The 24,779-nt window shown below is 61.7% G+C and carries 21 protein-coding genes and 3 tRNA genes; 14 read left to right on the top strand and 10 right to left on the bottom strand.

What is annotated here, in order from left to right:
* Nucleotides 1-30 precede the first annotated feature (30 nt).
* From ACUN0E_RS25460 to earP, 4 genes are all read right to left on the bottom strand, one after another.
* On the bottom strand, nucleotides 31-1,413 hold the full coding sequence (locus ACUN0E_RS25460; protein WP_445568322.1) for a sigma-54-dependent transcriptional regulator: 1,383 nt from the start codon (nucleotides 1,411-1,413) through the stop codon (nucleotides 31-33).
* A 279-nt stretch (nucleotides 1,414-1,692) separates the two neighbouring features.
* Nucleotides 1,693-1,899, bottom strand: a complete 207-nt coding sequence (locus tag ACUN0E_RS25465; RefSeq protein WP_408222184.1) for a CsbD family protein — start codon at nucleotides 1,897-1,899, stop codon at nucleotides 1,693-1,695.
* 283 nt (nucleotides 1,900-2,182) lie between these two features.
* Complete coding sequence (gene efp, locus ACUN0E_RS25470; RefSeq protein WP_408222182.1) at nucleotides 2,183-2,740, bottom strand: elongation factor P; 558 nt, start codon at nucleotides 2,738-2,740, stop codon at nucleotides 2,183-2,185.
* Between the two features lie 477 nt (nucleotides 2,741-3,217).
* On the bottom strand, nucleotides 3,218-4,411 hold the full coding sequence (gene earP / locus ACUN0E_RS25475) for an elongation factor P maturation arginine rhamnosyltransferase EarP (RefSeq protein ID WP_408388645.1): 1,194 nt from the start codon (nucleotides 4,409-4,411) through the stop codon (nucleotides 3,218-3,220).
* A 258-nt stretch (nucleotides 4,412-4,669) separates the two neighbouring features.
* Here earP and uvrC point away from each other — a divergent pair, with 258 nt between their 5' ends.
* From uvrC to ACUN0E_RS25500, 5 genes are all read left to right on the top strand, one after another.
* The gene (gene uvrC / locus ACUN0E_RS25480) at nucleotides 4,670-6,868 is read left to right on the top strand and encodes an excinuclease ABC subunit UvrC (RefSeq protein WP_445568323.1); all 2,199 of its coding nucleotides are present in this window, start codon (nucleotides 4,670-4,672) and stop codon (nucleotides 6,866-6,868) included.
* A 188-nt stretch (nucleotides 6,869-7,056) separates the two neighbouring features.
* A complete protein-coding gene (pgsA, locus tag ACUN0E_RS25485) occupies nucleotides 7,057-7,650 on the top strand; it encodes a CDP-diacylglycerol--glycerol-3-phosphate 3-phosphatidyltransferase (protein WP_325046140.1) in 594 nt (197 codons plus the stop codon).
* A 224-nt stretch (nucleotides 7,651-7,874) separates the two neighbouring features.
* Nucleotides 7,875-7,950, top strand: a tRNA-Gly gene (locus tag ACUN0E_RS25490).
* A 62-nt stretch (nucleotides 7,951-8,012) separates the two neighbouring features.
* Nucleotides 8,013-8,088 (top strand) — tRNA-Gly (locus ACUN0E_RS25495).
* Nucleotides 8,089-8,192: 104 nt separating this feature from the next.
* A tRNA-Cys gene (locus ACUN0E_RS25500) sits at nucleotides 8,193-8,266 on the top strand.
* 174 nt (nucleotides 8,267-8,440) lie between these two features.
* On the opposite strand, the gene ACUN0E_RS25505 is transcribed toward ACUN0E_RS25500, so the two are convergent.
* Nucleotides 8,441-9,316, bottom strand: coding sequence for a hypothetical protein (locus ACUN0E_RS25505; protein ID WP_445568324.1), 876 nt, complete (start codon nucleotides 9,314-9,316; stop codon nucleotides 8,441-8,443).
* Nucleotides 9,317-9,636: 320 nt separating this feature from the next.
* Between ACUN0E_RS25505 and ACUN0E_RS25510 the strand changes: the two genes are divergently transcribed.
* From ACUN0E_RS25510 to ACUN0E_RS25525, 4 genes are all read left to right on the top strand, one after another.
* Nucleotides 9,637-10,449, top strand: a complete 813-nt coding sequence (locus ACUN0E_RS25510) for a hypothetical protein (RefSeq protein WP_445568325.1) — start codon at nucleotides 9,637-9,639, stop codon at nucleotides 10,447-10,449.
* Between the two features lie 103 nt (nucleotides 10,450-10,552).
* A complete protein-coding gene (locus ACUN0E_RS25515) occupies nucleotides 10,553-10,957 on the top strand; it encodes a hypothetical protein (protein WP_445568326.1) in 405 nt (134 codons plus the stop codon).
* A gap of 48 nt (nucleotides 10,958-11,005) precedes the next feature.
* Entirely contained in the window at nucleotides 11,006-11,764 is a 759-nt protein-coding gene (locus ACUN0E_RS25520) for a TraB/GumN family protein (RefSeq protein WP_408391085.1), read from the top strand.
* A 74-nt stretch (nucleotides 11,765-11,838) separates the two neighbouring features.
* Entirely contained in the window at nucleotides 11,839-12,345 is a 507-nt protein-coding gene (locus ACUN0E_RS25525) for a GNAT family N-acetyltransferase (protein ID WP_445568327.1), read from the top strand.
* 75 nt (nucleotides 12,346-12,420) lie between these two features.
* On the opposite strand, the gene ACUN0E_RS25530 is transcribed toward ACUN0E_RS25525, so the two are convergent.
* Genes ACUN0E_RS25530 through ACUN0E_RS25540 form a run of 3 tightly spaced genes read right to left on the bottom strand, consistent with a single transcriptional unit; the run spans nucleotide 12,421 to nucleotide 14,364 of the window.
* Entirely contained in the window at nucleotides 12,421-13,305 is an 885-nt protein-coding gene (locus ACUN0E_RS25530; RefSeq protein ID WP_408391091.1) for a cytochrome c oxidase assembly protein, read from the bottom strand.
* Between the two features lie 9 nt (nucleotides 13,306-13,314).
* On the bottom strand, nucleotides 13,315-13,776 hold the full coding sequence (locus ACUN0E_RS25535) for a copper chaperone PCu(A)C (protein ID WP_445568328.1): 462 nt from the start codon (nucleotides 13,774-13,776) through the stop codon (nucleotides 13,315-13,317).
* 18 nt (nucleotides 13,777-13,794) lie between these two features.
* The gene (locus ACUN0E_RS25540; protein ID WP_445570516.1) at nucleotides 13,795-14,364 is read right to left on the bottom strand and encodes an SCO family protein; all 570 of its coding nucleotides are present in this window, start codon (nucleotides 14,362-14,364) and stop codon (nucleotides 13,795-13,797) included.
* Between the two features lie 480 nt (nucleotides 14,365-14,844).
* On the opposite strand from ACUN0E_RS25540, the gene otsB reads away from it, so the two are divergent.
* Complete coding sequence (gene otsB, locus ACUN0E_RS25545) at nucleotides 14,845-15,594, top strand: trehalose-phosphatase (RefSeq protein WP_445568329.1); 750 nt, start codon at nucleotides 14,845-14,847, stop codon at nucleotides 15,592-15,594.
* Nucleotides 15,595-15,649: 55 nt separating this feature from the next.
* Entirely contained in the window at nucleotides 15,650-17,110 is a 1,461-nt protein-coding gene (gene otsA / locus ACUN0E_RS25550; protein WP_445568330.1) for an alpha,alpha-trehalose-phosphate synthase (UDP-forming), read from the top strand.
* 100 nt (nucleotides 17,111-17,210) lie between these two features.
* Here otsA and ACUN0E_RS25555 read toward each other — a convergent pair whose 3' ends face one another.
* Entirely contained in the window at nucleotides 17,211-19,046 is a 1,836-nt protein-coding gene (locus ACUN0E_RS25555) for an ABC transporter ATP-binding protein (protein ID WP_445568331.1), read from the bottom strand.
* Between the two features lie 692 nt (nucleotides 19,047-19,738).
* Between ACUN0E_RS25555 and ACUN0E_RS25560 the strand changes: the two genes are divergently transcribed.
* From ACUN0E_RS25560 to ACUN0E_RS25570, 3 genes are all read left to right on the top strand, one after another.
* Nucleotides 19,739-20,803, top strand: a complete 1,065-nt coding sequence (locus tag ACUN0E_RS25560; protein WP_408205950.1) for a glycosyltransferase family 4 protein — start codon at nucleotides 19,739-19,741, stop codon at nucleotides 20,801-20,803.
* A 273-nt stretch (nucleotides 20,804-21,076) separates the two neighbouring features.
* Nucleotides 21,077-21,934 carry a hypothetical protein gene (locus ACUN0E_RS25565; RefSeq protein WP_408334027.1) on the top strand — a complete coding sequence of 286 codons (858 nt, stop codon included), beginning with the start codon at nucleotides 21,077-21,079 and terminating at the stop codon, nucleotides 21,932-21,934.
* A gap of 164 nt (nucleotides 21,935-22,098) precedes the next feature.
* Nucleotides 22,099-22,563, top strand: a complete 465-nt coding sequence (locus ACUN0E_RS25570; protein WP_445568332.1) for a DUF2214 family protein — start codon at nucleotides 22,099-22,101, stop codon at nucleotides 22,561-22,563.
* Between the two features lie 191 nt (nucleotides 22,564-22,754).
* Here the strand turns inward: ACUN0E_RS25570 and ACUN0E_RS25575 are convergent, their stop codons facing one another.
* Nucleotides 22,755-24,632 (bottom strand): ABC transporter ATP-binding protein, encoded by a 1,878-nt coding sequence (locus tag ACUN0E_RS25575; protein WP_445568333.1) that lies wholly within the window; start codon nucleotides 24,630-24,632, stop codon nucleotides 22,755-22,757.
* Nucleotides 24,633-24,779: the final 147 nt, after the last annotated feature.

Here is a 24,779-nt window from a genome sequence, read left to right on the forward strand (position 1 = left end):
CTGGCCAGCCGCGAAGCCGGCCTCGGCCATTCAGTTCAACCGCATCCGTTGCAGCTTGTTGTACAGCGTCTTCGGACTGATGCCCAGCAGCGAGGCCGCGCGATGGCGCGTGCCGCCGACGGCATCGAGCGTCGCGCGAATCAGCATTTCCTCGACGTCCGCGAGCGGCGTGCCGACGGTGACCTGCACGCGGCTGCCGTTCAGATCGCGCCCGTTGACCGAGCCCGCTTCATCGGCACGCAACGATTCCAGCACGTCGCCTGACGCGTGATAGGCCCGGCGTACACGATCCTGCAACTCGCGCGCATTGCCCGGCCATTCGTACGAAAGGCACTCGCGCAGGAAATTCGGCCCGACGTGCTTGGTGACTTCCGCGGTGCCGCGCGCGATCGCTTCGTGATTCAGTTCGTCGACAACAGCTTGCGCAATCAGCGCCGGATCTTCGCCGCGCTCGCGCAACGGCGGCAACGTGACGGCGGCCGCTTCGAGACGCAGCGCGAGGTCTTCGTGCAAGCTGCCGTCGGCGACCGCCGCGCGTGGATTTTTCCGCGTCGAGGCGATCAGCCGGAAGTCGGTCACTACCTGATTCGTGCCACCAACCCGCATGAAGGTCTGCGAATCGAGCGCGCGCAGCAGCGCTTCCTGCTGGGCGCGCGGCAGTTCGGCGATTTCGTCGATGAACAGCGTGCCGCCGCTGACCTGCTCGAACAGGCCCGGTTCGCGTTGCTCGGCACCACCAAACGCGCCGCGCTCGTGGCCGAACAGCAGGCTGTCGAGCGAGCGATGCGCCGCGACGCTACCCGCCGTGCGGCAGTCGAACGTGACAAACGGCCCTTTGCGGCGCCGGCTCATGTCGTGCAGCGTGCGCGCGGCGAGTTGCTTGCCCGTGCCGGCTTCGCCGGAAATCAGCACGGCGGCTTCGGTCGGCGCGATATGTTCGATCGTGTCGTACACATGCTGGATCGCGCCGCTGCGACCCAGTAACGAGCCGAAACGACCGAGTTGACGTAGCGACGCGCGCAATGTCTGGACTTCTTCGGTCAGCTCGTAGGGACGCGGAATCCGGGCGAGCAGACTGCGCAGACGCGGGATGTTGACCGGTTTGAGCAGATAGTCCCAGATGCCGTGCCGCAGACCCTCGATCGCGCTCTCCACCGTCGCGTTGCCGGTCATCACAATCACGGGCAAGGCGCCGCCGGGCGGGTGCGCGGGCAGGTGCTGCAACACATCGAGCCCGCTGCCGTCCGGCAGATTCAAATCGACCAGCACGACGTCGGGGATGAAGCGCGTCAGTGCCGCCCGGGCCTCGGCGATAGTGGTCGCGGTGTCGACGGAGAAGCCGTCGGCAGCGAGGATGGCGGACAGGCCTGACAGGCTATTGGGATCGTCTTCAACAATCAGGGCATGTGGCATGGCGAGCGCTATTTTTTAGATGGACGGAATGCCCGGTATGCCGCGCCGATACGCTGGCGCGCGACACGGGCGCGGTGGCTGGCCGGTACTGCCGGTCGAATGCCATACCGCGCGGCCAGCGTTGGCCACGGCGGCAGGATAGCCGCGGGCCAATTGGCATGGACGCGGTACAAGGGGCGATTCGACTCACGTAGTTCTGGTCCTTTGCTTTCAGGGAATGCCCGCTCTGACGCGATGTAACGTGTGGGCAGGGCACTTGTATTTCCTTCATTCGACCGGTCAGAAATCCCGGTTGCTGTCGAAGAAACGTCTTACCTCCAGTTCCGCTTGCTCGCGGGTCTTACCGTATCGTTCCTGGATCAGCCCAGTCAATTTGTCGGCGCGGCCTTCTGCCTTGGTCAGCTCGTCGTCCGTCAATTCACCCCATGCTGTCTTGGCCTTGCCGATCATTTGCTTCCACTTGCCTTCAGCGATGTCGTTATTCATGCCGCATCTCCGGAGTTGAGGAAATAAAGCCTTACGGGCCCGTATCCCAGAGAAGCATGGACTGTGCCAAAGCTAATTACTTAAGCTTATCAATGGTTTGTTTGACGCAAGGCCGGAAGAAACGGGCAGCGGACAGGCATTTTTGAGAAAATCACCGGTAAAGTTTTCCTCAACCATACACGGCGGCGCAAAAAAGAAAAAGCGCCCAATGTGGGCGCTTTTTTTTTGCCATTTTTTCACTACGCCGGATTTGCTCCCGCGCAGGATTCGGGCAGCAGGCGCTTTAGGCGCGGCTGCGGTACTCGTGCGTACGCGTGTCGATTTCGATCTTGTCACCGATGGCGCAGAAGAGCGGCACTTGCAGTTCGAAGCCGGTGGTCAGCTTGGCGTTCTTCAACACCTTGCCCGACGACGTATCGCCCTTGACAGCCGGTTCCGTGTAGGTGATTTCGCGGACCAGCGTGGTCGGCAGTTCGACCGAGATGGCTTTCTCGTTGTAGAACACGACTTCGCAAGCCATGCCGTCTTCGAGGTAATGGAGGGCATCGCCCATCATTTCGCCTTCGACTTCGAACTGGTTGTAATCGGCGTCCATGAACACGTACATCGGGTCAGCGAAGTACGAGTACGTGACTTCCTTGCGCTCCAGCACGACGACGTCGAACTTGTCGTCTGCCTTGTACACGCTTTCCATGCCTGCGCCAGTCAGCAGGTTCTTGAACTTCATCTTGACGACGGCGGAGTTGCGGCCCGATTTGTTGTATTCGGCCTTTTGCACGACCATCGCGTCTGCGCCGATCATGACTACGTTGCCGGTGCGGAGTTCCTGTGCGGTCTTCATAAAACTGTCCTGTACGAAATAAGTAGCTTCAACTTTTGCTCAACGGCATACGGCGCAAGCGGCTTCGCTGCTCCTCGCACTCTGTACGGCGCGGCGCCGCTTGGGAGCGGCATCTGCCGGGAGCAGTGCGTGGCGCGTGGCCGGCTTGCCGCGGTGACTCGCGGCGAAGTTGCAAACCTGCAACTCCTGCAATCCGTTACCTGCTTTTTACCCTGTGCGGGCGTGTACACGAGTGGCACCGATCGACAGGATGCGCCCCTTTTTTGACATTTCCACCACTCACATCTGGAGACATACGGAGCGGGGAGCAGATCATGCATCTTTCGATGCCGGGTTCGCCAAGGCCAAGCAGACTGGCTGATGGGTGCGCCTCACGAGTTGTCTGACAAGTTTGCCAGGCGCATTTGCCGAATGAATTTCCCAGGGCAACTCGCTGCGATCGGGCCGCGCTTGCGTCGTCGGCCGTTGGATAACCGCTTATTTTAACTGACTTTTTGCGAACAAGGCCAGATTTCCGGCGAGGTCGCCCACCTTGGCCAGTTCGCCGGCCCATTCGGCCGCGCGTTGCTTCAGCGCTGCGCGGTGGCGCTGGAATTCAGCCCAGTCCGGCCGGCCCGCGCCGTTCCATGCGTGCCAGAAGCGTGCGAGGGCGTCCCGCGCATCGGCGGGCAGGGTGCGGCCATAGTGAGCGAGCGCTGCGTCGAGCTTTGGCAGATGGGCGTCGTCGGCTTGGGGGTAGATGTGCCAGACAAAGGGTTTGGCGGCCCATTGGGCGCGCACGAACGAATCTTCGCCACGCACGAAATTGATGTCGCTGGCCCACAGCAGCGTGTCGTAGCCGGGTTGCCCGGTAAAGGCGAGTGCGTGGACGCTGAGGCTGCCGCGCCCGGCGTGTGAACCGGCGGCAAACGAAGGCAGGTCGAAAAAGCGTGCCACCGCGCCCGAAATGCGGCCTTCCGGCACCAGCAGAACGACCGGCTCGGCGCTGTCCCGCCATTGCTCGAGCAGGCTGTCGACGGCGGGGTTTTCGTAGGCGAACAGAGAGACGACCGTAGCCGTGGCCGGTGGCGGCGCGCAGCCGGTGCTCTTCAGCCACCACGCTTCGCGCGCCGCTTGCGACGTCTCGAAAGCCGCGCGCGCGGCGTCGAGATGCCGTTCCTTCAGCACGCCGCCGGTGCCGGGGCCGAGTCCTGGGAAAAAGAAGGTCTTCGTCAGCGGATAGCGGGGATGCGGCGATGGCCGCAGATGGAAATCCGCGACCCAGTCTTCGGCGCTCAGATATTCGAGGTTGAACCAGACCGGCACGCGCTCGCGCCGCGCCATCGCGGCGACGTAAATCGGCGGCAACTCGCAGGCGAATGCCTCGATTACGACGTCAGCCACTTCAAGCGTGTCGCCCGCGTGGGCCGGTTCGTGCCAGTGTTCAATGACGATGCCGCCAACCGCCTGACGCGCGCGATCCAGCGCCAGCGACGGGCACAGCATCTGGAACGCATGCAGATCGTCGACGAACACACGCACCTGCCAGCCGTGTTCGCTCGCCAGTTGCTGCGCGAGACGCCAGCACACGCCGATATCGCCGAAATTGTCGATTACCGCGCAAAAGATATCGCAAGCGATTGCCGTGGGCGCGGCGGCAGGTTGTTCGGCAGGGGGCGTAGCGGAGGACATGGTGGCGTGAGTCGCAGAGTGGGACGGGTGGCGTGGTCGGGTTCTGCAGGGCCTTGCCGGCGGGCGATGCAATCAGGTTCAGCCGCCGGCTTACACCGGTGCATCACGCCGCTCGATGCAGCAGGGTTCGAACGCACGCGGAATGCTCTAAACTGGCGATTCTAAAGCACGCGTCCGCGGTTCCGCGCCTAAGTGGGCATTCAGCTCGCAGCACGCGGGCAGAAGCTTCGCGACACTGTCCCAGCCAACCGATTCTGCATGACCGAACCCGAAGCAACCGACGTTTTCGAGCCGAAAAAATTGCTCGCCCAATTGCCGCATCTGCCCGGCGTCTATCGCTATTACGATACGCAGGGCGCGGTGCTATACGTGGGCAAGGCGCGCGATCTCAAGAAGCGCGTCTCGAGTTATTTCACGAAGACCCAACTGTCGCCGCGCATCGCGATGATGGTGACGCGCATCGCGCGCGTCGAGACGACCGTCACGCGCTCGGAGGCCGAAGCGCTGCTGCTCGAAAATAATCTGATCAAGGCGCTGGCGCCGCGTTACAACATTCTGTTTCGCGACGACAAGTCGTATCCCTATCTCAAGCTGACCGGCCACAAGTTTCCGCGCATGGCGTATTACCGCGGCTCGGTGGATCGCAAGAATCAGTACTTCGGCCCGTTCCCGAGTGCGTGGGCGGTGCGCGAGAGCATCCAGATTCTGCAGCGCGTGTTTCAGTTGCGCACCTGCGAAGACTCGGTGTTCAACAATCGCACGCGGCCGTGTCTGCTGCATCAGATCGGCCGCTGTACGGCGCCGTGCGTCGCGGCAATCAGCGAAGAGGATTACGCGCGCGATGTCGCCAACGCGTCACGCTTTCTGCTCGGCCGGCAGGGCGAGGTGATGAAGGAGCTCGAGCAGAAAATGCATGCCTTCGCGAGTGAGCTGAAGTTCGAGCAGGCCGCGGCGGTGCGCAATCAGATGAGTTCGCTGTCGACCGTGCTGCATCAGCAGGCGATCGAAGTCGGCGGCGATAGCGACGTGGATATTCTCGCGGTCGTCGCGCTCGGCGGGCGCGTGTGCGTGAATCTCGCGATGGTGCGCGGTGGCCGGCATCTGGGCGACAAGGCTTATTTCCCTGCGCATGTGGAAAGCGCGTTGACGATCGGTGAGGGCGGCCTGGAAGAGGGCGGCGACGATGACCTGTTGATCGATGCTGCGACCGGCGGCGGTTCGGCATCTGACGAGGCCACAAGCGGGGCGAACGCATCGTCCGATGCAACTGACGCACTCGCGATCGCTCAGGAGATGCCGCTCGAAGAGGACGATGACGAGGCAGACGCGGCTGGCGAGACCGAAGCGGATGATGCAGCCGGGTCCGAACTCGAACCCTCGGCGCCGCGCAAGGGCCGTGCAATCGCCGGCGGCATCGAATCTGAAGTGCTGGAAGCGTTCATCGCGCAGCACTACATCGGCAATCGCGTCCCGCCGGTGCTCGTGGTCAGCCACGCGCCCTCCACACGCGAGCTGGTCGATGTGCTGATCGAGCAGGCCGGCCATAAAGTGACGGTGCTGCGCCAGCCGCAAGGCCAACGGCGCGCATGGCTCGCGATGGCCGAGCAGAACGCGCGGCTCGCGCTCGCACGGCTGCTCTCGGAACAGGGCTCGCAGCAGGCCCGCACGCGCGCGCTGACCGATACGCTCGGCATGGAGTGCGACGACTTCGCGCATCTACGTATCGAGTGCTTCGACATCAGCCACACGATGGGCGAGGCGACGCAGGCGTCGTGCGTGGTGTATCACCATCACAAGATGCAGTCGTCCGAATACCGCCGCTACAACATCACCGGCATCACCCCGGGCGACGACTACGCGGCAATGCGCCAGGTGCTCACGCGTCGCTACGAGAAGATGGTCGCGCAAGCAGCAGCGAACGCTGCGGACGAAGCCGCGGAATTGCAAACCGACGCGTCCGCGGACCCGTCGCTCGCAGCGGATGCCGCGGAGCCGGTGGCGGCCGGCGGCATTCTGCCGACCATCGTGTTGATCGACGGCGGCAAGGGCCAGGTCGAAATCGCGCGCCAGGTGTTCACCGAACTGGGTCTCGATACCGACATGCTGGTCGGTGTCGCGAAGGGCGAGGGGCGCAAGGTCGGCCTCGAGACCTTGATTTTCGCCGACGGCCGCGCGGCGCTCGAGCTCGGCAAGGAAAGCGCGGCGCTCATGCTGGTCGCGCAGATCCGTGACGAGGCACACCGTTTCGCCATCACCGGCATGCGGGCGAAGCGCGGCAAGACACGCCAGACCTCGCGGCTCGAAGAGCTTGAAGGGGTGGGCGCGAAGCGGCGCCAGCGGCTGTTGGCGCGCTTCGGCGGGCTGCGTGGAGTGGTCGCGGCCAGCGTCGAGGATCTGGCAAGTGTCGAAGGGATTTCGCAAGCGCTTGCCGAGCAGATCTACCGGCAGTTGCACTGATCCCGGTACGCCAGGCTGCCTGAGGAGCGGCAGGTGGCGGGCCAATAAGTGTCCGCGAGGGGCCCGACAGGCGGCTGATACGCGGTGCTTCGGTGACGCGTGTGCCAGGCCCCGTGCGCCGCTTTGCTTGTGGCAGGCCTTGTGACACGGCACAATTGCATCTCCCTTGCCAGACGCTGCGCCTGCCCATGCCGTTTAATTTTCCGATTTTCCTGACCTGGCTGCGGATCGTCCTGATTCCGCTCGTTGTCGGCGTGTTTTATTTGCCCGACATGATGATGAGCCCGGCACACCGCAATCTGGCGGCCGCGACGATTTTCATTCTGGCGGCGCTCACCGACTGGTTCGACGGCTTTCTGGCCCGAAAATGGAATCAGACCTCGGCGTTCGGCGCGTTTCTCGATCCGGTCGCCGACAAGCTGATGGTGACGGCTGCGTTGCTGGTGCTCGTGCAACTCGCGCGGATCGATTCGGCGATTGCGCTGGTGATCGTTGGACGCGAGATTGCAATCTCGGCGCTGCGTGAATGGATGGCGCAGATCGGCGCTTCGAAAAGTGTCGCCGTGAATTCGCTCGGCAAGTTCAAGACGGTGTGCCAGATGGTCGCGATTCCGATGCTGCTGTTCTACGGGCCGTTGCCGTTTGGCGGCGGAGTCTACGTTGATACGCGTGTGTGGGGCCTGTGGCTGATCTATCTGGCTGCGTTCCTCACGATCTGGTCGATGCTCTATTACATGAAACTCGCGTGGCCGCAGATCCGCGAGCGGGGCGGCGTTGCCTGACTGGAAAACGATCGAGGGACAGCGCTGGCGGCCGCGGCGTGTCCGAACGTCGCCGACGTATAAGTGAAATCTTTTCGGTTAAAGACATTCGCAAAAGGGGTTGACACGTTTCGGTCGATTCTCCATAATCTCGTTTCTCCGATGCACGCAGTTTGAGGCGACGGTGGCAGTAAGAGTGTAGTTGCGGTAATAAGGCAGCAGTTAGCAGGGCAAAGCAGCACAATGCGGGAGTAGCTCAGTTGGTAGAGCGCAACCTTGCCAAGGTTGAGGTCGCGAGTTCGAGCCTCGTCTCCCGCTCCAAATTTTGAAGCAACGCGTTGTTTGGCGAAGTAAAAGTGCAAGGCGTTGTGAAGTAGGGCAATGCGGGAGTAGCTCAGTTGGTAGAGCGCAACCTTGCCAAGGTTGAGGTCGCGAGTTCGAGCCTCGTCTCCCGCTCCATACATAAGGGGAAGCAACGCTTCCCTTTTTGTTTGGTGGGTCGGTCCTTACGGTTGCCCACCAGACAAATCTGAGAATCTGCAGCTAGGTTCCAGTCCGCTTGCGGCGCGATAGCAAAGCGGTTATGCAGCGGCCTGCAAAGCCGTTTAGGCCGGTTCGACTCCGGCTCGCGCCTCCAGTAGTTGATGTAAAGAAAAGCCCCGACTTGTCGGGGCTTTTCTTTTTTTCGGCCGCATCGAGGCTGAGAGCAACGCGAAGTGACGCGTTCCGGCCATACAGCTCTTGCTGTCATCCGCACGTTTGGCGCGGCGAGCAGGCAGTTGCGCCCGCTTGCTCATCACTTACCACCACTTCAAAAAACAATCGCCGACTTGATCGATTGCAGCGCCGCGCTGTTCAGGAGGTAGTAGCTGTCTTGCGGCGTTCCGCCGCCGAGCGGCGTGAGCTGTAACGTCGTGCCGTCCTTGATCAGGTAGCCCGCGTAAATTCCACCATTGTTCTGATAGTAGACGCGGTAGTCGGTCGTCGCCGCGCCCAGCGCCGTGTTGGCGACCCATGCTCGCATTCCGGCGAGCGTGACGATTTGTCCATCGCTAATCTGATAAGTCTTGCCGTCTGTTGTGCTCGTGTAGGGAAAGAAATTTTCCAGCGTCGAAATCGTGGCGGAGCACGGCGTCGGATTGCTCCCGGTCGTGGCGGGCGCGAGGCAGTCGTACGTGAAGGCCTCGTCGCCGACCGTGTGCCTGACGACTTTGATGTAGGCCGCGCCCGTTTGCCAACTGGCCTGCTGGTTGTACAGCGATTGCCCGTTCAACGTATTCGTGAGAACGCCAACGGCGCTGTTCGCGAAGAGCTCGGCGGGTGAGGCGGAAATCAGGGCGCTTAGCGGCACCACGGTGTAGCTGGTGCCAAGCAACGTGCGAAGCACTGTTTTACCGTCCGATGCCAGATAATCTATCTGGACATTCGCCCCTGAATAGCTGATCCGGGCTTGCGGCGGAGACGCGGAGGTATTGACGGTGCCGTTGACGAGTAAGCGTGTTGCCGCCATTGCCGGAACCTGCAGTGCGGACGACACAGAGGTGTACGTTTCGGTCATCAGCTGGGCCCCATTTGCGGGGCTTTGCGCGACGCTCGAGTCCTCGATGTAGAAGACACTGCTTGGGTTGACGGTCAGTGCGCCAGTCGACGATGTGCTAATCGACAGGCTGGCGCTCAGATAGTGCATACCGCCGTTCGCCGCGAGCGCGACACCTTCGTAGTTCTTTTGCGCGTCACTCAGATTCGAACTGCTTGCTGCCGACCCCGAACTACCCGACGAGCCTCCCCCGCATGCAGATAAAAGAAGGGCCGCTCCCGCAGCCAGAATTGATTGTCTATTTACTAATTGTCTTTTATATACTTTCATTTTTGATTTTTTGTCTTTCAATTTTATTCTAATGATTCTTTAAAAGCCCCGAATGAACCATTGATCGTTAGCAGTTCGATTCCGATCATGTAAAGTATCTCATCCTGCTTCGCATATTCGGAAATATCGTTAGATATACGATGCATGGGTTCTCGATTTTTCCAGGTCGAGAAAGCACGGGGCAGGGCAAACCCGCTGTTAATACAACACTTCGACCAATGAAAAAAATCATAACCGCTGCTGTGCTGTTTACTGTTGGGTTGCCACTGCTGGCGATCGCGCAATCGGCGCCACCGCCTGCCATTAAGGGTGGAGATTCGTGGACCTACGTGAACACCTTTGAGAAAGCGCCTTCAACGTGGCGTCAGTCGCACGACGAAGTGACGGTTTTGCGCGCAACGCCTTCCCACATCTACTACACATCGAAGCAGTCGGGATCGACTCAGGCGCCGAGTGAGGTGATCGCAGGCGCCGACTGGAGCCGCGAACGGAACGTGAATGGCGCCGAGGTTGTCGTCAATCGACCGTTCCTTTTCCCGCTATCGCCGGGCAAAACCTGGAACCTGGAATATACGGAACTGCATCCGAACAAGGCCTTCGCTTCGCAGAAGTGGAGCAGCCAGTATCGGGTGGTGGGCATTGAAACCGTCGAGGTGCCGGCGGGGAAATTCCAGGCGATTAAAGTCGAAGCGGAAGGCGAATGGGTTGCGCAGATCGAGCCGACCCAGATCATCACTCAAGCCGTGCAGACGCAGCAGGGCGATACCGCCATGGTGACTCACGCACAGAAAACAGGTCCCGCCCAGGTCACCGGACGCACCTATAAAGCGTTCTGGTATGTGCCTGAGATCGGCCGCTGGGTGAAGTCAGTGGAAGAATATTACGGCAGTAATGGCGTGCGAAACGAGCGCTATACAGGTGAACTGGAGTCGTTCAAAAGAAGCACGGAATGATTGGAATGCGTGCGATTAAACTGTCAGCTTTTGCAGCGTTAGAAAAAAGCCCCAAACAGCTGGGCTTTTTTCTAGTAGCTGTTTACTGTGAAACTGGCCAGGCATGCGTATTCCAAACCTTGAACGCCGCTCCTTCTACTTGCGCCTGATTTACGCGCTCTGCCTCTGCGGCGCCACCTGGACACATCTGCAAGTGGCGCTCGTCCACGGACTCTGGTGGGACTACGGCGGCGCGGCACCGCTGACGCGAGCCTACTGGACGTCACTGCTCTTCATTGATCCGCTAACGGTTCTGCTACTGCTGTTGAGTCCGCGAGCGGGACTGATCCTCTGCGTGGCGGTCATCGGGACAGACGTGGTGCACAATTCATGGTTCGCGCTACATCATCCGATCCGCATGGACCTGTACCTTTCGCAGATCGTCTTTCTGCTGTTCGTCGCGTTCACGGTGCGGACCGCCTGGCGAGGCACTACAAGCCGGTCCGCCGCGCTGCGCGCCGTCGATTGAATTTGCCCGATTGCCTCTTTGCGCAATTGCCCGTCCACACGAGGCTGCATGTACCTACAACTCACCGGCACGAACGTCCGTCTGCTCGGCTCGATGCATCTGTTTCCGGCGACGAGCCGCCGAACGCCGCCGTGGGTCGCCGAAGCGTACGACTGGGCCGAATCGCTGGTCTTCGAATCCGATCCACCGACGATCCTGCCGTTTCTGAAGACTCGCCCACCGGGTGGTGCCAACCCGTTGCAGCCCTTGCTCTCCGCCGATGCCTGGAATCAGCTACAAGCTGTGTGGCCTGCGGAGGGTCCGTTGGCTCCGCTCGCCGATCTGCGTCCGTGGGCCGCACTGATCGTCGCGCCGACGCTGTTTCAGCAGGTTGTTGAAGGCGTCGAGCCGCGCATGCTGCGCTCGGCGCTGACGCAAGCCAAACCGTACCAGTATCTCGAGACTGCGCAGGACGTGGCGGCGTCGCTCGAATCGATTCCGCTCGAAGCGGTCGGCACTGCGCTCGGCATGCTGATGTCCGATCTCGCCGAGCCGCAGCGTACGCTGGAGCGGATGCACGCCGCCTGGCTAAATGGCGATCTGCCGGCCGTGCACCAGATCGCCGTCGAGTCGCCGATGTTCAACCTGCCCGGCATCCGCCACGCCATTCTCGATGCCCGCAATCGCGCGTGGGCGGCGCGCGTGACGGCGTTGCTCGGGCGACCGGAGCGGACATTGGTGGTGGTCGGCGCGCTGCATTTGTGCGGGCCCGGGAACCTGATCGACTGTCTCGCACAGCCTGTCGAGCCGGTATTTGGCGCGCCATAGCCTAAGGCCGCCACGCGCGGCATAATTCCGCATTGCCGCCGCCCGTTAAGGCGCGCCTCTTTTGAAGACCTTCCATGACTGAACCGCAGCAAACCGCCGCCACGCGACTGGCGCAACTCGAATGGCGCTGGAAAGCGTTCGAAGACCTCACGACCGCCGAGGTCTATGCGATGCTGGCTGCTCGCAGCGCAGTGTTCGTCGTCGAGCAGAACTGCGTGTATGGCGATATCGACGGGCATGATTCAGATGCCTGGCACCTGTTCGCCTTTGGTCCCGGCGACGCATCCAGCAACAAGGGCTCACCGCTCGCGGGCTATCTGCGCGTGCTGTTGCCCGACGCCGACGACATCGATATCCGCATCGGCCGCGTACTGACAACGGCGGAATTCCGCGGCATTGGCCTCGGCAACGCGATGCTCGAGCGCTCGCTCACGCATATCCGCTCGCAGTGGCCCGGTACGCCGATTCGTTTGCATGCGCAGGCGCATTTGCAAGGTTTCTACGGCGCATTCGGCTTTACGCCGGTGTCGGAGATACACGAAGAGGACGGCATCCCACACGTATGGATGCGTTCGGCCTAAGCCAGGCTGCAACCCGGCTCGGCGCGTGCGCGCCGACCGGCTTCAAACGCCGCGACTTCAACCGATTCGAAATGTTCAGCGGTGGCTGCTCGCAGGCGCTGACGCGGTTTGCGCCAAGGCTTGCGTCGCCTTTACGCGCCGCTCGCCGCGCAGGCGTCCGCGTGCCGACAATCGCATCCAGTGACGCAACGCCACCAGTGAGCCGATCACGCTCATCATCGAACCTGGAATCCATAGCAACAGCCCGCCGATCTGTTGATCGCGCATCGGGCTCAGCCATGTGAAGGCGCGGCCGCAGATCGAGTAGATCGGATACAGTTCATGCGGCGTAAAGAAGATAAACGCGCCGAGCATGATCTGCGGCGGAATCGCGGCGATCACCACCAGTACGCGCTTGCCGGGTGACAAACGCGCCGGTGGCGCTGGTCGCGGATCGAGCACGAGCCACCAGAACAGCAGGCCGTCGATCACCATGCTCCAGTTCATCACGCGATAAAGCCGCCAGTCGAGCATCGCCACGAAATGGATCGGCGACATCAGCCAGAAGTAGATCAGTCCAACGAACAACGTGACGGCGACCACCGGGTGCATCACCACGTCGAGCAGCTTGCGTACCACCGGGGTCTCCAGCGCGGGCCTGACGAAACGCTGCCGCCAGCCGAAGGGAATGCCCGCGCGCAACGCGGCGCCCGGATAAGAGAGTGCGATAAAGAACGGCCCGAGGTGATGCAGCACCAGATGCTGCGCGCGATGCATGAAGAACTCATGCTCGAAGAAATAATCGAGCCGTGTATGCAGTGCGATATACAACGCGACTAGCCCGAACCAGAAGGAAATGCGCCGGGGAATCGACACCTTGGCCTTGTGCGCGCCGCGCACGAAAAGGATCGCCGGCACCAGCAAGGCGATCACGACGGTCGGCGAAAACTCCCAGGGATCGAGCCAGTAGAGCAGGTTCATCGCAGGGCGTTACTTGGTCTGGGCGGGTGACTTGACGGCGAACGGCGTATCGAGCGTTTCACCGTCGGAGAACTTCAGCGTGAGATGCACGGTGTCGCCCGGTGCGACTTTGTGCTTCGCGTCTTCGAGCATCACGTGATAGCCGCCTGGCGCAATCGCCACCTGGCCGTGCGCGGGCACCGTCAGCTTGTCGACCATCACCATCTTTTGCGTTGAACCGTTCGACACAGTTTGATGCAGCATTGCGTCGCCGTAGTCGTTGCTGGAAATATCGACGAGGTCGACTGGCTTGTCGCTCGTGTTCACCAGCGTTGCGTAGCCGGCGGCGGGCAGGTTGTTCGGCAACCAGCGCACCCATGCGTCCTTGACGCTGATCGCCTGAGCGCCGGCGGCGTTCGCGATCGAGGCAAAACCGAACGAGAGGGCGAGGGTGCAGCTCAGTGCGGCGAAAGTTTTGATCTTGATCGACATAAATGAACTCAGGAAAGGTCAGGAACGGTCATCAATGATACGGCGCAGGTCTTGTGCGATCGCATCCGGGGTATCGTGATCGGTGGCGAGCAGGCGCGCGTGGCCTTGCTGGTCGAACACGTAGACGGCCGAGCTATGGGTGACTTCGTAGTTGCCGTTGGGGTCGCGCTTTTCCATCTGATAGGCGACACGGTAACGCTTGGCGAGCGACTCGATCTGCCAGTCGGTGCCGGTCAGGCCTTCGGCGTGTTGTGAGTCGAAGGCGCCGACGTAGTCGTGCAAGGCTTTGGGCGTGTCGCGTGCCGGGTCGACAGTGATGAACAGGATGCGCACTTTTTGCGCATCTGGGCCGAGTTTGCCGAGTACCTGCATCAGGCGGCCCATCGTTTCGGGACAGACGTCCGGACAATGTGTGTAGCCAAAGTAGACGAGCGAGGTGCGGCCTTTAAACGAATCGCCAGTGACGGCGCGGCCGTCATCGCCGGTCAGCGTGAAATCGAGATCCGGCAAGTGGCCGGTCACGTTGGTCAACTGGAACGGTTCGGCGCGATGCGTGCAGCCGGCTAGCGCACCGAGCACGCCCACCATGACGGTCAGCGCGAGTAGGCGGCCGGGCCACGAGCGGCGTGGCGTGACGAGGTTCAACTGCTGATGGCGGGACGAGAGAATGGGGAACAAAGCAGGGTTCAATGACTCGATTGAATAGCGGCGCGTGACGCTGCCCGTGAATGGACGCGGCGTGGTTCGTGCAAAGCGCGCAGCCCGTCATAGTGTGCAAATAGGGTCGTCACTGCAATGGTCTGCGTGGCTGCGACTGTATCGCAAAATGTCCGGCGACGTCGTGCAGCGCCCGCGGGCGCGCGATTTGCGAGGCAATTTGACGCAGGCGGCTGAAAGCTCGCTGAAGTCAGATTGTTCTCTTTTTGAACGCAATTGTGAGCGGCATCGGCCGACCCGACCCGCCCGGTCAGGCTTGTGTCCAGGCTTACTTTCTCGAAAAATTGACGGATGCGCGGTAAGATGCGCACACTTTTCCGGCCGCAGAAGGCTGAAAGGCAAAATTAACCGATGCAAGCACTTCCGGCTGTTCTGTCTCCGAGCGAGACGGCATTTTTCTTCGACTTCGACGGTACGCTCGTCGAACTCGCGCCCACGCCGGACGGCGTGCTGGTGCAACCGCGCGTCATCGCGTTGCTGAGCGAGTTGCGCAGTCTCACGAACGGTGCGGTTGCGATCGTGTCAGGCCGCGGCATCGATAGCATCGACGGTTTTCTCGGCATGCCCGATCTGCCGATCGCCGGTCTGCACGGCGCCGAACGGCGCGACGCGAACGGCGACACGCAGCGCATCGGCTTTCACGACGAGCGCCTGTTGCGCATGGAGCAGGTGCTCGCGCAGGTCGTCAACGACCATCCCGGCATGCTGCTCGAAATCAAAGGCGCCGCGCTGGCCTTGCATTACCGCAACGCGCCCGACCGCGAGCCGGTGGCGCGCGAGGCAGCCGAGCGGCTGGTTGCCGATTACCCCGGCTCATATGTGTTGCAGCCGGGAAAGATGGTCTACGAAATCAAACCGAAGGACGTCGACAAGGGGCGCGCGATGCGCGCGTTCCTGGAAGAGCCGCCGTTCGTCGGCCGCAAGCCGGTGTTTGCCGGCGACGATCTGACCGACGAGAAAGGCTTTGCCGTCGTCAATGAGCGCGGCGGCCTGTCGATCAAGGTGGGCGCGGGCGATACGATGGCGCATACGCGCGTCGACTCGGTAACGGCGCTGCTCGACTGGCTGGAATCGATTGTCGCGGCCGCGCGCGGAACATGATGGTCAGGCCGTATCGTTCAACGTACATGACTTACTGCATCGGGAACCGCGCTTCATGAGCCGACTGATCATCGTATCGAACCGGGTCGCACCTATTTCGGAAGGCGGTCCGGCCGCGGGCGGTCTGGCGGTTGGCGTGTACGACGCGCTGAAGGAAACCGGCGGCATGTGGTTCGGCTGGAGCGGCGACGTGCTCAGCTCGGGTCAGCCGCAAATCAAGGTGGAAGAGCGCGGGCCGGTGACTTTCGCGACCATCGCGCTGATGCGCCGCGACTACGACCAGTACTACCGCGGTTTCTCGAACGCCACGCTATGGCCCGCGTTCCACTATCGCGCCGATCTGTTGCAGTACGACCGGCACGACTTCGAAGGCTATTGCCGGGTCAATGGGTGGCTCGCCCAGCAACTTGTCCCGCTATTGCGTGAAGACGACGTGATCTGGGTTCACGACTATCACCTGATCCCGTTCGCCCAGGCGTTACGCGCGGCCGGCGTGAAAAATCGCATCGGCTTCTTTCTGCATATTCCGTTTCCGGCTTCGCAGGTGTTGCTGGCGGTGCCGCCGCATCGTGAGCTGGTTGAAGCGCTGTGCTCGTTCGATCTGCTCGGTTTTCAGACCGCGCCGGATTTGCGGGCGTTCTGCGATTACATCGTCAACGAGGCGAACGGCACGGTCGACGTGTCGGGCAACGGCCCGCTGAGCGTTCATGTGTTCGGCCGCACCTTGCGCGCAGCGGCTTATCCGATTGGCGTCTATCCGGACGAAATCGCCGAGCTTGCGAAAGCGGGCGAGCGCGGCAAGCCGGTACGCACGATGAAGACGGCGCTGCATTCGCGCAAGCTGATCATGAGCGTCGACCGCCTCGATTATTCGAAGGGTCTGGTCGAACGTTTTCGTGCGTTCGAGCGCCTGCTGGAGCATTTCGCCGCGCAACGCAACAAGGTCTCGTTCCTGCAAATCGCACCGCCGACGCGCGCCGACCTGCACGCGTATCAGGACATCCGCCTGCAGCTCGAAGGGGAGTCGGGGCGCATCAACGGCCGCTTCGCCGAGTTGGACTGGACGCCGATCCTGTACATCCACAAGCAGTACGAGCGCTCGGTGCTCGCCGCGCTGTTTCGCACCGCGCATGTCGGCTACGTCACGCCATTGCGCGACGGCATGAACCTCGTCGCCAAGGAGTATGTGTCGGCGCAGGATCCGGACAATCCGGGCGTGCTCGTGCTGTCACGCTTTGCCGGCGCTGCGCAGGAACTGGACGGCGCGTTGATCGTGAATCCGGTGGATATCGACGGTATGGCCGAGGCGCTTGCCAGCGCGCTGGAGATGCCGCTTGCGGAGCGTCAGGCGCGTCATCGCGACATGATGGTGCAACTGCGCGAGAACAACGTCTCGGTGTGGCGCGATAACTTCATGCGCGATCTGCAGAGCGTGGATGGTGCGAGAAGCACCAGAACTGTGAAAGTGCGTGCTGGGTCGGGTAAGAAAGCCACGCGGGAAACCCTGGCCGGATAGGCGGCCTTCAGCCCGGTTACAACTGCCCGCGAAAACAGAAAAGCCGCTTTTGAGCGGCTTTTCTGTTTGTTGCTGACGGAGCAGGAGGGCGGCGCGTTGCTTAGACGACGTGCTGCTCGTCTACTTTCTTACCGCCGATGTGCAACGTCGTGCCCTTGCCGTACTGCTTCGAGAGCAGATCGCGATACAGGCCCGGCCGCTGGCGCAACTCTTCGGGACTGCCGTCGTCGATCACCTTGCCCTGGCTCATCACGATGATCCGGTCGAAGTTATTCAGCGTCGACAGCCGGTGCGCGATCGCAATCACCGTGCGACCCGCCATCAGCCGGTCGAGCGCCTTCTGGATCGCTTCTTCCGATGCGCTGTCGAGTGCCGAGGTGGCTTCGTCGAGCAGCAGGATCGGCGCGTTCTTCAGGATCGCTCGCGCAATCGCGATCCGCTGGCGCTGTCCGCCGGACAGTTTGACACCGCGGTCGCCGACGATGGTGTCGTACCCTTCCGGCATGGCTTCGATGAAGTCGCTGCAACGGGCTTCGCGCGCGGCGGTGAGCACTTCTTCCCGGCTTGCTTCAGGGCGGCCATAAGCGATGTTTTCGTACACCGTGCGATGGAACAGCGAGATATCCTGGGGCACCAGTGCAATGGTATGGCGTAGGCTGTCCTGGGTGATCGTGGCGATGTCCTGGCCGTCGATCTTGATTGCGCCGCCCTGCGTCTCGTAGAAACGCTGCAGCAGCGCCAGCACGGTGGATTTACCCGCGCCCGACTTGCCGATCAGGCCGACCCGCTGGCCCGGCTCGATATGCAGATCAAAGTGGTCGAGAATCGGCCGGCGGCGCGGATAGGCAAATGTCACGCTTTCGAAATCGACCCGGCCGCCTTGCGGCACGAGTTCGGTGGCGCCGTCGCGATCCGGCATGCCGTGCGGCTCGAGCAGGGTGCGAACGGCTTCCGCGAGCCGCGCGACGTGCTGCGTGACGTCGACCAGCGCCACGGCCAGATCGCGCGTGCCGTGCAGAATCGTGAAGCCGAGCGAGCTGACCAGCACGATATCGCCGGAGGTTGCCTTGCCTTGATCCCACAGCCACAGCGCCCAGCCCAGCAAGCCCGCCGACAGCAGCGCGGTAATCACGGCATGCAGCAGGCGCAGCTTTTCCAGATAAAGCAGGCTCTGCTGGCGCGCTTCCATTTCCGCTTTGACGGTCGCACCGAAACGCTGCTGTTCGCGAAACGTCATGCCGAACGCGCGCACGAGGCCCATGTTGCTGATCACGTCGACCAGTTCGCCGTCCACCGACGCGGCTTTCGTGGCGAAATGGTGATGCCGCGCCGAGCCACGCCCAGCGAGCTTGTAAAGCACGACCGACAGAATGGCCGAACATAGCATGAGGCCGCCTGCCATCAGCGGATTCACGGCGATGATCATGACAATTGCGCCGAGCACCGCGATACACGGCGGCAGCACGTTCCAGGCGGTGGTGTTTTCGGCGGTGTAGACCGCATTCGAAGTTGCCGTGATGCGGCTCGCCAGCATGCCCGGCTGTTTCTCCGAGTAGTAAGTAGGCGAGTGCCCGCTCAAATACTGGAACAGGTCGCGCCGCAAGTCGCCGGTGACAGCAACGAACGTATGCGCGGCAACCCAGCCGCCGACTCGCCACAGCATGTTGTCGGCGGCGATCAGGCCGACCAGGATCGCGAACGCGCCCCACAGTGGACCTGGGTGATGCCGGCCTTCGCCGAGCACGTCGATCAGATGCTTGATCGCGTATTGCGAAGCGAGCGCACAGCCCACGGCCGCAAATACGCTGCACAGGACGATCGCATGGGCGAGCGGATGGCGGCGGATAAAGCGGAAAAGAAACGCAAGTGGCCTATGCGCATAGCTCGCAAGCTTTGCGTTCTGGGCATTACGCTGGGCGATGGTTAAGTGTTCCAATTGATCGTGAGGTTTGGTGTGTTCAGGTTGTGCATGCAAGGCATGGGCCACAGCAAAAGCGTTCGCCGCGAAGCCGATGCTTCGCATTGTAAACATGCAAAAGCGATTGCGCCCTGTGTATCCGGGCAATGGCGCGACTGATTTCGCGATAGACGACCGCGACCTACTGTTGCTCGACCCGCCGATGGAGCGGTGGTTCACGCAGGTTGCGGAATATTTCGGGATATAATTACAAATTGCATTCAACTGCGGTGCGGCAATTCTTCAATGCCTGCCGGCAAAGTTGACACAGGAGCTTACAGTTGCCGCCTTCGGGTCAGCGTTACAAGTCAGTTGCTACTGTAGAACTGTCTTATAAAACAAGGGTTTGTAAAGTGTTTCACCTTTGTAACAACGTAAAGACTTTGAAATGTTGTGGTGCAGCGAGATGCCCGGCACCGATAATGCATGCTTTGTTGGCCCACCGAAATTTCTGACAGTTTGTCAACGTAGGTGCCATGTGTGCGTTTACCGGCACATGCGCAGACAGCGAACAGCTGAACTGGGCTCACTACCCAAGCGATCCATCGCAGGATTTCTCGAAAGAATCAGGCCCGCGCCGGCATATCCGGCCAGACTGCCCTGGCGAGCAAGCGAGTCGCTTTTACCAAACGCAGTATTTTTGCCTGATTTTTTACGAGGAGTTCTTCATTATGCGAATCGCTCAAATCGCTCCCTTGCACGAGGCGGTTCCTCCCAAGCTTTACGGTGGTACGGAACGCGTAGTGTCCAACTTGACCGAAGCGCTGGTTGAGCAGGGCCATGACGTTACGCTTTTCGCAAGCGGCGATTCGCAAACCTCGGCGAAACTCGAAGCCTTCTGGCCGCAGGCGCTGCGCCTCGACCCGACCATCCGCGACGTGATGGCGCCGCACATGCTGCTGCTCGAAGAAGTGCGCCGCCGCGCAGACGAATTCGACGTGCTGCATTTCCACATCGATTACTACCCGTTCTCGCTGTTCGCCCGCCAGCCGGTGCCGTTCCTGACCACGCTGCACGGCCGTCTCGATCTGCCGGAACTGCAACCGATCTTCAATACGTTCAGCGACGTGCCGGTGGTGTCGATTTCGGACAACCAGCGCATCCCGCTGCAACAGGCGAACTGGCTGCAAACCGTTTATCACGGTCTGCCGGAAAACGTGCTCACGCCGATCAAGGACGTCGAGCCGGGCTACCTCGCATTCCTCGGCCGCGTCTCGCCGGAGAAGGGTCTCGACCGCGCGATCCGCATCGCCGGCCAGGCAGGCATGAAGCTCAAGGTCGCCGCCAAGATCGACAAGGCCGATCGTGCCTATTACGAAGAAGTGATCAAGCCGCTGATGGCACTCCCGCACGTCGAATACATTGGCGAAATCGGCGAAGCCGAAAAGCGTGAATTTCTCGGCAACGCGCATGCACTGGTGTTCCCGATCGACTGGCCAGAGCCGTTCGGCCTGGTGATGATCGAAGCCATGGCGTGCGGTACGCCGGTCGTCGCGTTCAATCGCGGTTCGGTGCCGGAAGTGATCGAAAACGGCGTGTCGGGTTTCGTCGTGGAAGACGAAATCAGCGCGGTTGCCGCTGTGAAGCGTCTGCACACGCTGCCGCGCGCCAAGGTGCGTGCTGCGTTCGAATCGCGTTTCTCGTCGAAGGTAATGGCGCAGAACTACGTCGCCACCTACGAAGAGCTGCTGCGTCAGAAGCATCGCACGGTGCTGCGCGAAGTCAACGCCAGCTAATGTGCGGTAAGTAAAGGCAGTCGGACCGCCTTGCTGGAGCGCTTTCGGCGCCCCCAGCTCGGCGCCCCCAGCGATCAGAAGGTCCGGCTGCGCCCCAGGAACGCCCCGCGTGCATCTCGCCCACGGGGCGTTGTTGCGTGAGGGCCGCGTTTTGGCGCGTGAGTGGCAGAAAGTACGGTTTTGGGGCCGGCAGCATGAGCCTGTCTCCGTAATATCCCTATAATGGCCGTGCCGCAAATTTGGCTGCGGCGCCGCCGACGACAGGAGGATGCCTTGGCGAGAACGAAAGAGACGCGTGCGAACGCGGCGCCCGGCGCCGGAACGATTTTCGCGCTGCGCGCCATCGGTCTCGTGCTCCTCGCTCGTTGGCTTTTTTCGATGGCGCAGATGGACCTGGGCTCGTCGCTGTCGGCGATGGTGTCCTCGCCTTGGGCGTGCATCAACCTGGTGTTCCTGTTCCTGCTGATCTTCCTGCCGGGCGCGCGTGCCGTGGCTGAGCGTCCGCTGCATCCGTTGCCACAATGGTTGCGGCAAGCGCTGCGCGTGTTTGCTTTCCTCGGATTCCTGTTTGCGGTCTGGTCGGTCGGTGCGTTTGCGGCGAGCGCCGGCTGGCGGCGCGCTGCACAGGCGGTGGCGGCCACCAACGGCTGGCTGTTGGCGGCACCGGCGTTGTACGCGGCGGTCGTGTGGATTTGCCGGCCGCGCGCACTGTGGCGAACCAATATCGCCGCACGACGCTTTGCGATCGGCCGCTATGCGGTCGCGCTCGATCCGGCCACGCGCACAGTGGTCGTCTGGGCCGAGCGTCGCAAGGTGGGTCAGTACGACGCCCGCGAATTGTCCGTGCGATGGGCGACGGGTCAAGGCGGGAGCGCGAGGCCGACGCCTGCCCCTGCGGTGGCGTTCGGTGTTGCCGGCGAACCAGGTGGGCCTGCTGCGCCGCTCGGCTCGGCCGGCGGCGCGCCAGCGTTGGCGCGCAGTGGCTTTGGCCGCCGTCCCAAAATCGAATTGCTGTGGGATTCGCCGGCTGCAGCAGGCCACAATCGACAAACCGTGTTTCGCGCCGCACTGACTACCGAGGGCGATCGGGTCGCCGCACGTGCGCTCGACACATCGTTGCAGCAAGTCTGAATCTGCCGCATTGGTCAGTCGGCCGCACCCGGCGGCCGAAGCTGGCATCGTAAAGTAAGCTGTAGTCGATAATAATAATAATAAGAAGAAGAAGTGCCGCCCCGCGTTTCCAGTGGGCGAGTGGGACATACATCGATCGTATTGCGTCGTTTGCAGGAGTCGCTATGCTGGTTCGCTGGTTGCTTGCCGCCCTTCATCTGCTCGCTTTTGGCTTCGCCCTTGCGTCGATTCTCCGGCGTACCTGGTCGCTGCGGCGAGCCAGCGTGCCCGCAGCGTTGCGATCCGTATTCCGCGCCGACGCGAGATGGGGTATTTCGGCGTTGGTGCTGATCGTCACCGGTCTGATGCGCGCCTTCGGCAGTTTCGAAAAGGGCGCCGACTACTACCTGCATGAGCCGCTCTTTCACGTCAAGATGACGCTGCTCGTGCTGATACTCATCCTCGAAGTCCCGTCAATGCTCGCGCTGATGCGTTGGCGCGCCTCTGTCAGAAAAGGCACTCCACCTGATTTGCGAAAAGCGCGTTTGTATGCGCATCTCAGCGTGATCCAGACGATGCTGCTGGTGTTGATGGTGTTCGCGGCTACCGGCATGGCGCGCGGTATCGGGTTGCCTGCGGGCGTGGTCTAGTCGCGCGTTGAAGCGCTGGCCGGTTCGATCGCGTTCGTCGCGTTGGACAGCGATGCGCCGAATGCATGCAGAACCGTCAAGCGGGTTGCGTGAGAATCGTGGCGGATGAACGAAGGAGGGCGTGCGTAACCCCAGCAGAAAACGCCGCTTACCGGCGGCTTCTGCGAGACGTTCCGCACGCGTGCAACAATTTACTTCTCTACCACCAGGCTTGAATCATCGAGCCGATTCGCCTTCGCGCCGTCGGTCTTGTGCGTGATCTCCGAATCGCTCAAGCCCTTGATCAACTCCAGCGCCTGACGTTCGAACAGCCGCCTATAGAGGCCGTTCTCGAGTCTGATCAACGCCTCGTGACTGCCTTCCTCGATGACCTTGCCCTTGTCCAGCACCAGCAGCCTGTCCAGCGCGCGCACGGTGGAAAGACGGTGCGCCACCACCAGTGTCGTGCGGCCGACCATCAGCCGCTCCATGGCGTGCTGGATAAGCACTTCGCTTTCGCTGTCGAGGCTCGAGGTCGCTTCGTCCAGAATCAGGATCGGCGCGTCCGCGAGAAAGGCCCGTGCGATAGCCACGCGCTGACGTTCGCCACCCGAGAGCTTGACACCGCGTTCACCCACCAGCGTGTCGTAACCTTGAGGCAGTGTCGCGATAAAGTCATGCGCACTGGCGAGCCGCGCGGCGCGTTCGATTTCGGCGCGGCTTGCGCCGGGCCGTGCATAGGCGATGTTCTCCGCCAGCGAGCGGTGAAACAGCAACGGCTCCTGCTGAACGATCGCGATCTGGCTGCGCAACGACGCCTGCCGTACACGGGCAATGTCCTGACCGTCGATCGTGATCCGGCCTTCCGAAATGTCGTATAGCCGCTGGATCAGCTTGATGAAGGTCGTCTTCCCGGAACCCGAATGCCCAACCAGCCCAACGCGTTCTCCCGGCGCGATACGCACGGAGAAGTTGTCATAGAGCGGCGTGGCTTTCGCGCCATAGTGGAAAGTGACGTGCTCGAAGCGAATCTCGCCTTTGCCGATCGCGATCGGGCCCGCGCCGGGGCGGTCTTCGATACCTAACGGCTGGTTTTCCAGCGACACCAGTTCTTCCATGTCGTTGACCGAACGCTGCAAGTTGCGGATGTGCATACCCACATCGCGCAGATAGCCTTGCAGCATGAAGAACATCGTCAGCGCGAACGTGATGTCGCCAACGCTCGCTTCACCGCGCACCCACAACAGCAACGCGACGCTGAGAATGGAGGCCTGGATTGCCACCAGCATGCCACCTTGCAAGCCGCCGTTGATCGTGCCGCGCGTCCACGTCCGGCGCGTGCGATGACGCCACTTGCCGATCACGCGTTCAAGCAGAACCTCTTCACGCTCTTCGGCGCCGAACGCTTTCACCACGCCATTGCAACTGACGGCGTCGGCGAGGGCGCCGCCCATACGCGTGTCCCATGCGTTAGCGAGCCGTGCGGCGGGCGCAACGACGCCGAGCGACACGGCTACGGTCACCGTGATATACAGCACCGAGCCGATACCAACGACCGCGCCCATTACCGGCCAGTGCCAGCCGAGCAGCACCGTTGCGCCGACCAGCATGGTCAGCGATGGCAACAGCGCGACCAGCAGCGTGTCGTTGAGCAGATCGAGCGCCCACATGCCGCGCGTGATCTTGCGTACCGTGGATCCGGCGAAGCTGTTGGCGTGCCAATCCGTCGAGAACCGTTGCACGCGATGAAACGCGTTCGCGGCGATGTCGCTCATCATCTTGAGCGTCAGTCTGATGAGGTTGAAGAACACGCCCTGGAGAAGCAGCGTGGCGCTGAGCCCAAGCACGCCCAGCACGCAGAAAGCGGTAATCGCAGCGTGCCACGCGACGGCGTCGCCGGCAGAGCCCGATGCGATCGCGTCGACGAGCCGGCCGGCGAACATCGGCGTGAATATGTCTGCCAATGCCGAGAGCAGCGCCAGCGCGGCAATTGCGAAGATGCGCCAAGGCTGTTTGGCCCAGTGACGGAAGGTGAAGCCGAGGACATCCCTGAAGGCTTGTCCACGAAAGTCGAGTTTTTTTCTAGTCATTTGTCACGACCCGGTGGCGCGTGAGCGCACCGAGGTTCCAGTCAGAAGCGAAAGGAAGAGACAGTCAAGCAAGCCGGGATGTGTTGTCGACAACGATGCCGGCAACGAGACTACGGACTGTCTGGAATTTGCGCGGACGGCCTGTTC

The organism is Paraburkholderia sp. D1E (assembly GCF_052682275.1).

Bases quoted from the DNA above. Each gene is read 5' to 3' on its own strand.
- otsA (WP_445568330.1), top strand. From the start codon at position 15,650: ATGAGCCGACTGATCATCGTATCGAACCGGGTCGCACCTATTTCGGAA.
- ACUN0E_RS25570 (WP_445568332.1), top strand. From the start codon at position 22,099: ATGCTGGTTCGCTGGTTGCTTGCCGCCCTTCATCTGCTCGCTTTTGGC.
- ACUN0E_RS25465 (WP_408222184.1), bottom strand. From the start codon at position 1,899: ATGAATAACGACATCGCTGAAGGCAAGTGGAAGCAAATGATCGGCAAG.
- ACUN0E_RS25575 (WP_445568333.1), bottom strand. From the start codon at position 24,632: ATGACTAGAAAAAAACTCGACTTTCGTGGACAAGCCTTCAGGGATGTC.
- ACUN0E_RS25505 (WP_445568324.1), bottom strand. From the start codon at position 9,316: ATGCACTATCTGAGCGCCAGCCTGTCGATTAGCACATCGTCGACTGGC.
- ACUN0E_RS25525 (WP_445568327.1), top strand. From the start codon at position 11,839: ATGACTGAACCGCAGCAAACCGCCGCCACGCGACTGGCGCAACTCGAA.
- ACUN0E_RS25560 (WP_408205950.1), top strand. From the start codon at position 19,739: ATGCGAATCGCTCAAATCGCTCCCTTGCACGAGGCGGTTCCTCCCAAG.
- efp (WP_408222182.1), bottom strand. From the start codon at position 2,740: ATGAAGACCGCACAGGAACTCCGCACCGGCAACGTAGTCATGATCGGC.
- uvrC (WP_445568323.1), top strand. From the start codon at position 4,670: ATGACCGAACCCGAAGCAACCGACGTTTTCGAGCCGAAAAAATTGCTC.
- ACUN0E_RS25460 (WP_445568322.1), bottom strand. From the start codon at position 1,413: ATGCCACATGCCCTGATTGTTGAAGACGATCCCAATAGCCTGTCAGGC.
- otsB (WP_445568329.1), top strand. From the start codon at position 14,845: ATGCAAGCACTTCCGGCTGTTCTGTCTCCGAGCGAGACGGCATTTTTC.
- ACUN0E_RS25530 (WP_408391091.1), bottom strand. From the start codon at position 13,305: ATGAACCTGCTCTACTGGCTCGATCCCTGGGAGTTTTCGCCGACCGTC.
- ACUN0E_RS25515 (WP_445568326.1), top strand. From the start codon at position 10,553: ATGCGTATTCCAAACCTTGAACGCCGCTCCTTCTACTTGCGCCTGATT.
- pgsA (WP_325046140.1), top strand. From the start codon at position 7,057: ATGCCGTTTAATTTTCCGATTTTCCTGACCTGGCTGCGGATCGTCCTG.
- ACUN0E_RS25520 (WP_408391085.1), top strand. From the start codon at position 11,006: ATGTACCTACAACTCACCGGCACGAACGTCCGTCTGCTCGGCTCGATG.
- ACUN0E_RS25540 (WP_445570516.1), bottom strand. From the start codon at position 14,364: ATGGTGGGCGTGCTCGGTGCGCTAGCCGGCTGCACGCATCGCGCCGAA.
- ACUN0E_RS25535 (WP_445568328.1), bottom strand. From the start codon at position 13,776: ATGTCGATCAAGATCAAAACTTTCGCCGCACTGAGCTGCACCCTCGCC.
- earP (WP_408388645.1), bottom strand. From the start codon at position 4,411: ATGTCCTCCGCTACGCCCCCTGCCGAACAACCTGCCGCCGCGCCCACG.
- ACUN0E_RS25510 (WP_445568325.1), top strand. From the start codon at position 9,637: ATGCATGGGTTCTCGATTTTTCCAGGTCGAGAAAGCACGGGGCAGGGC.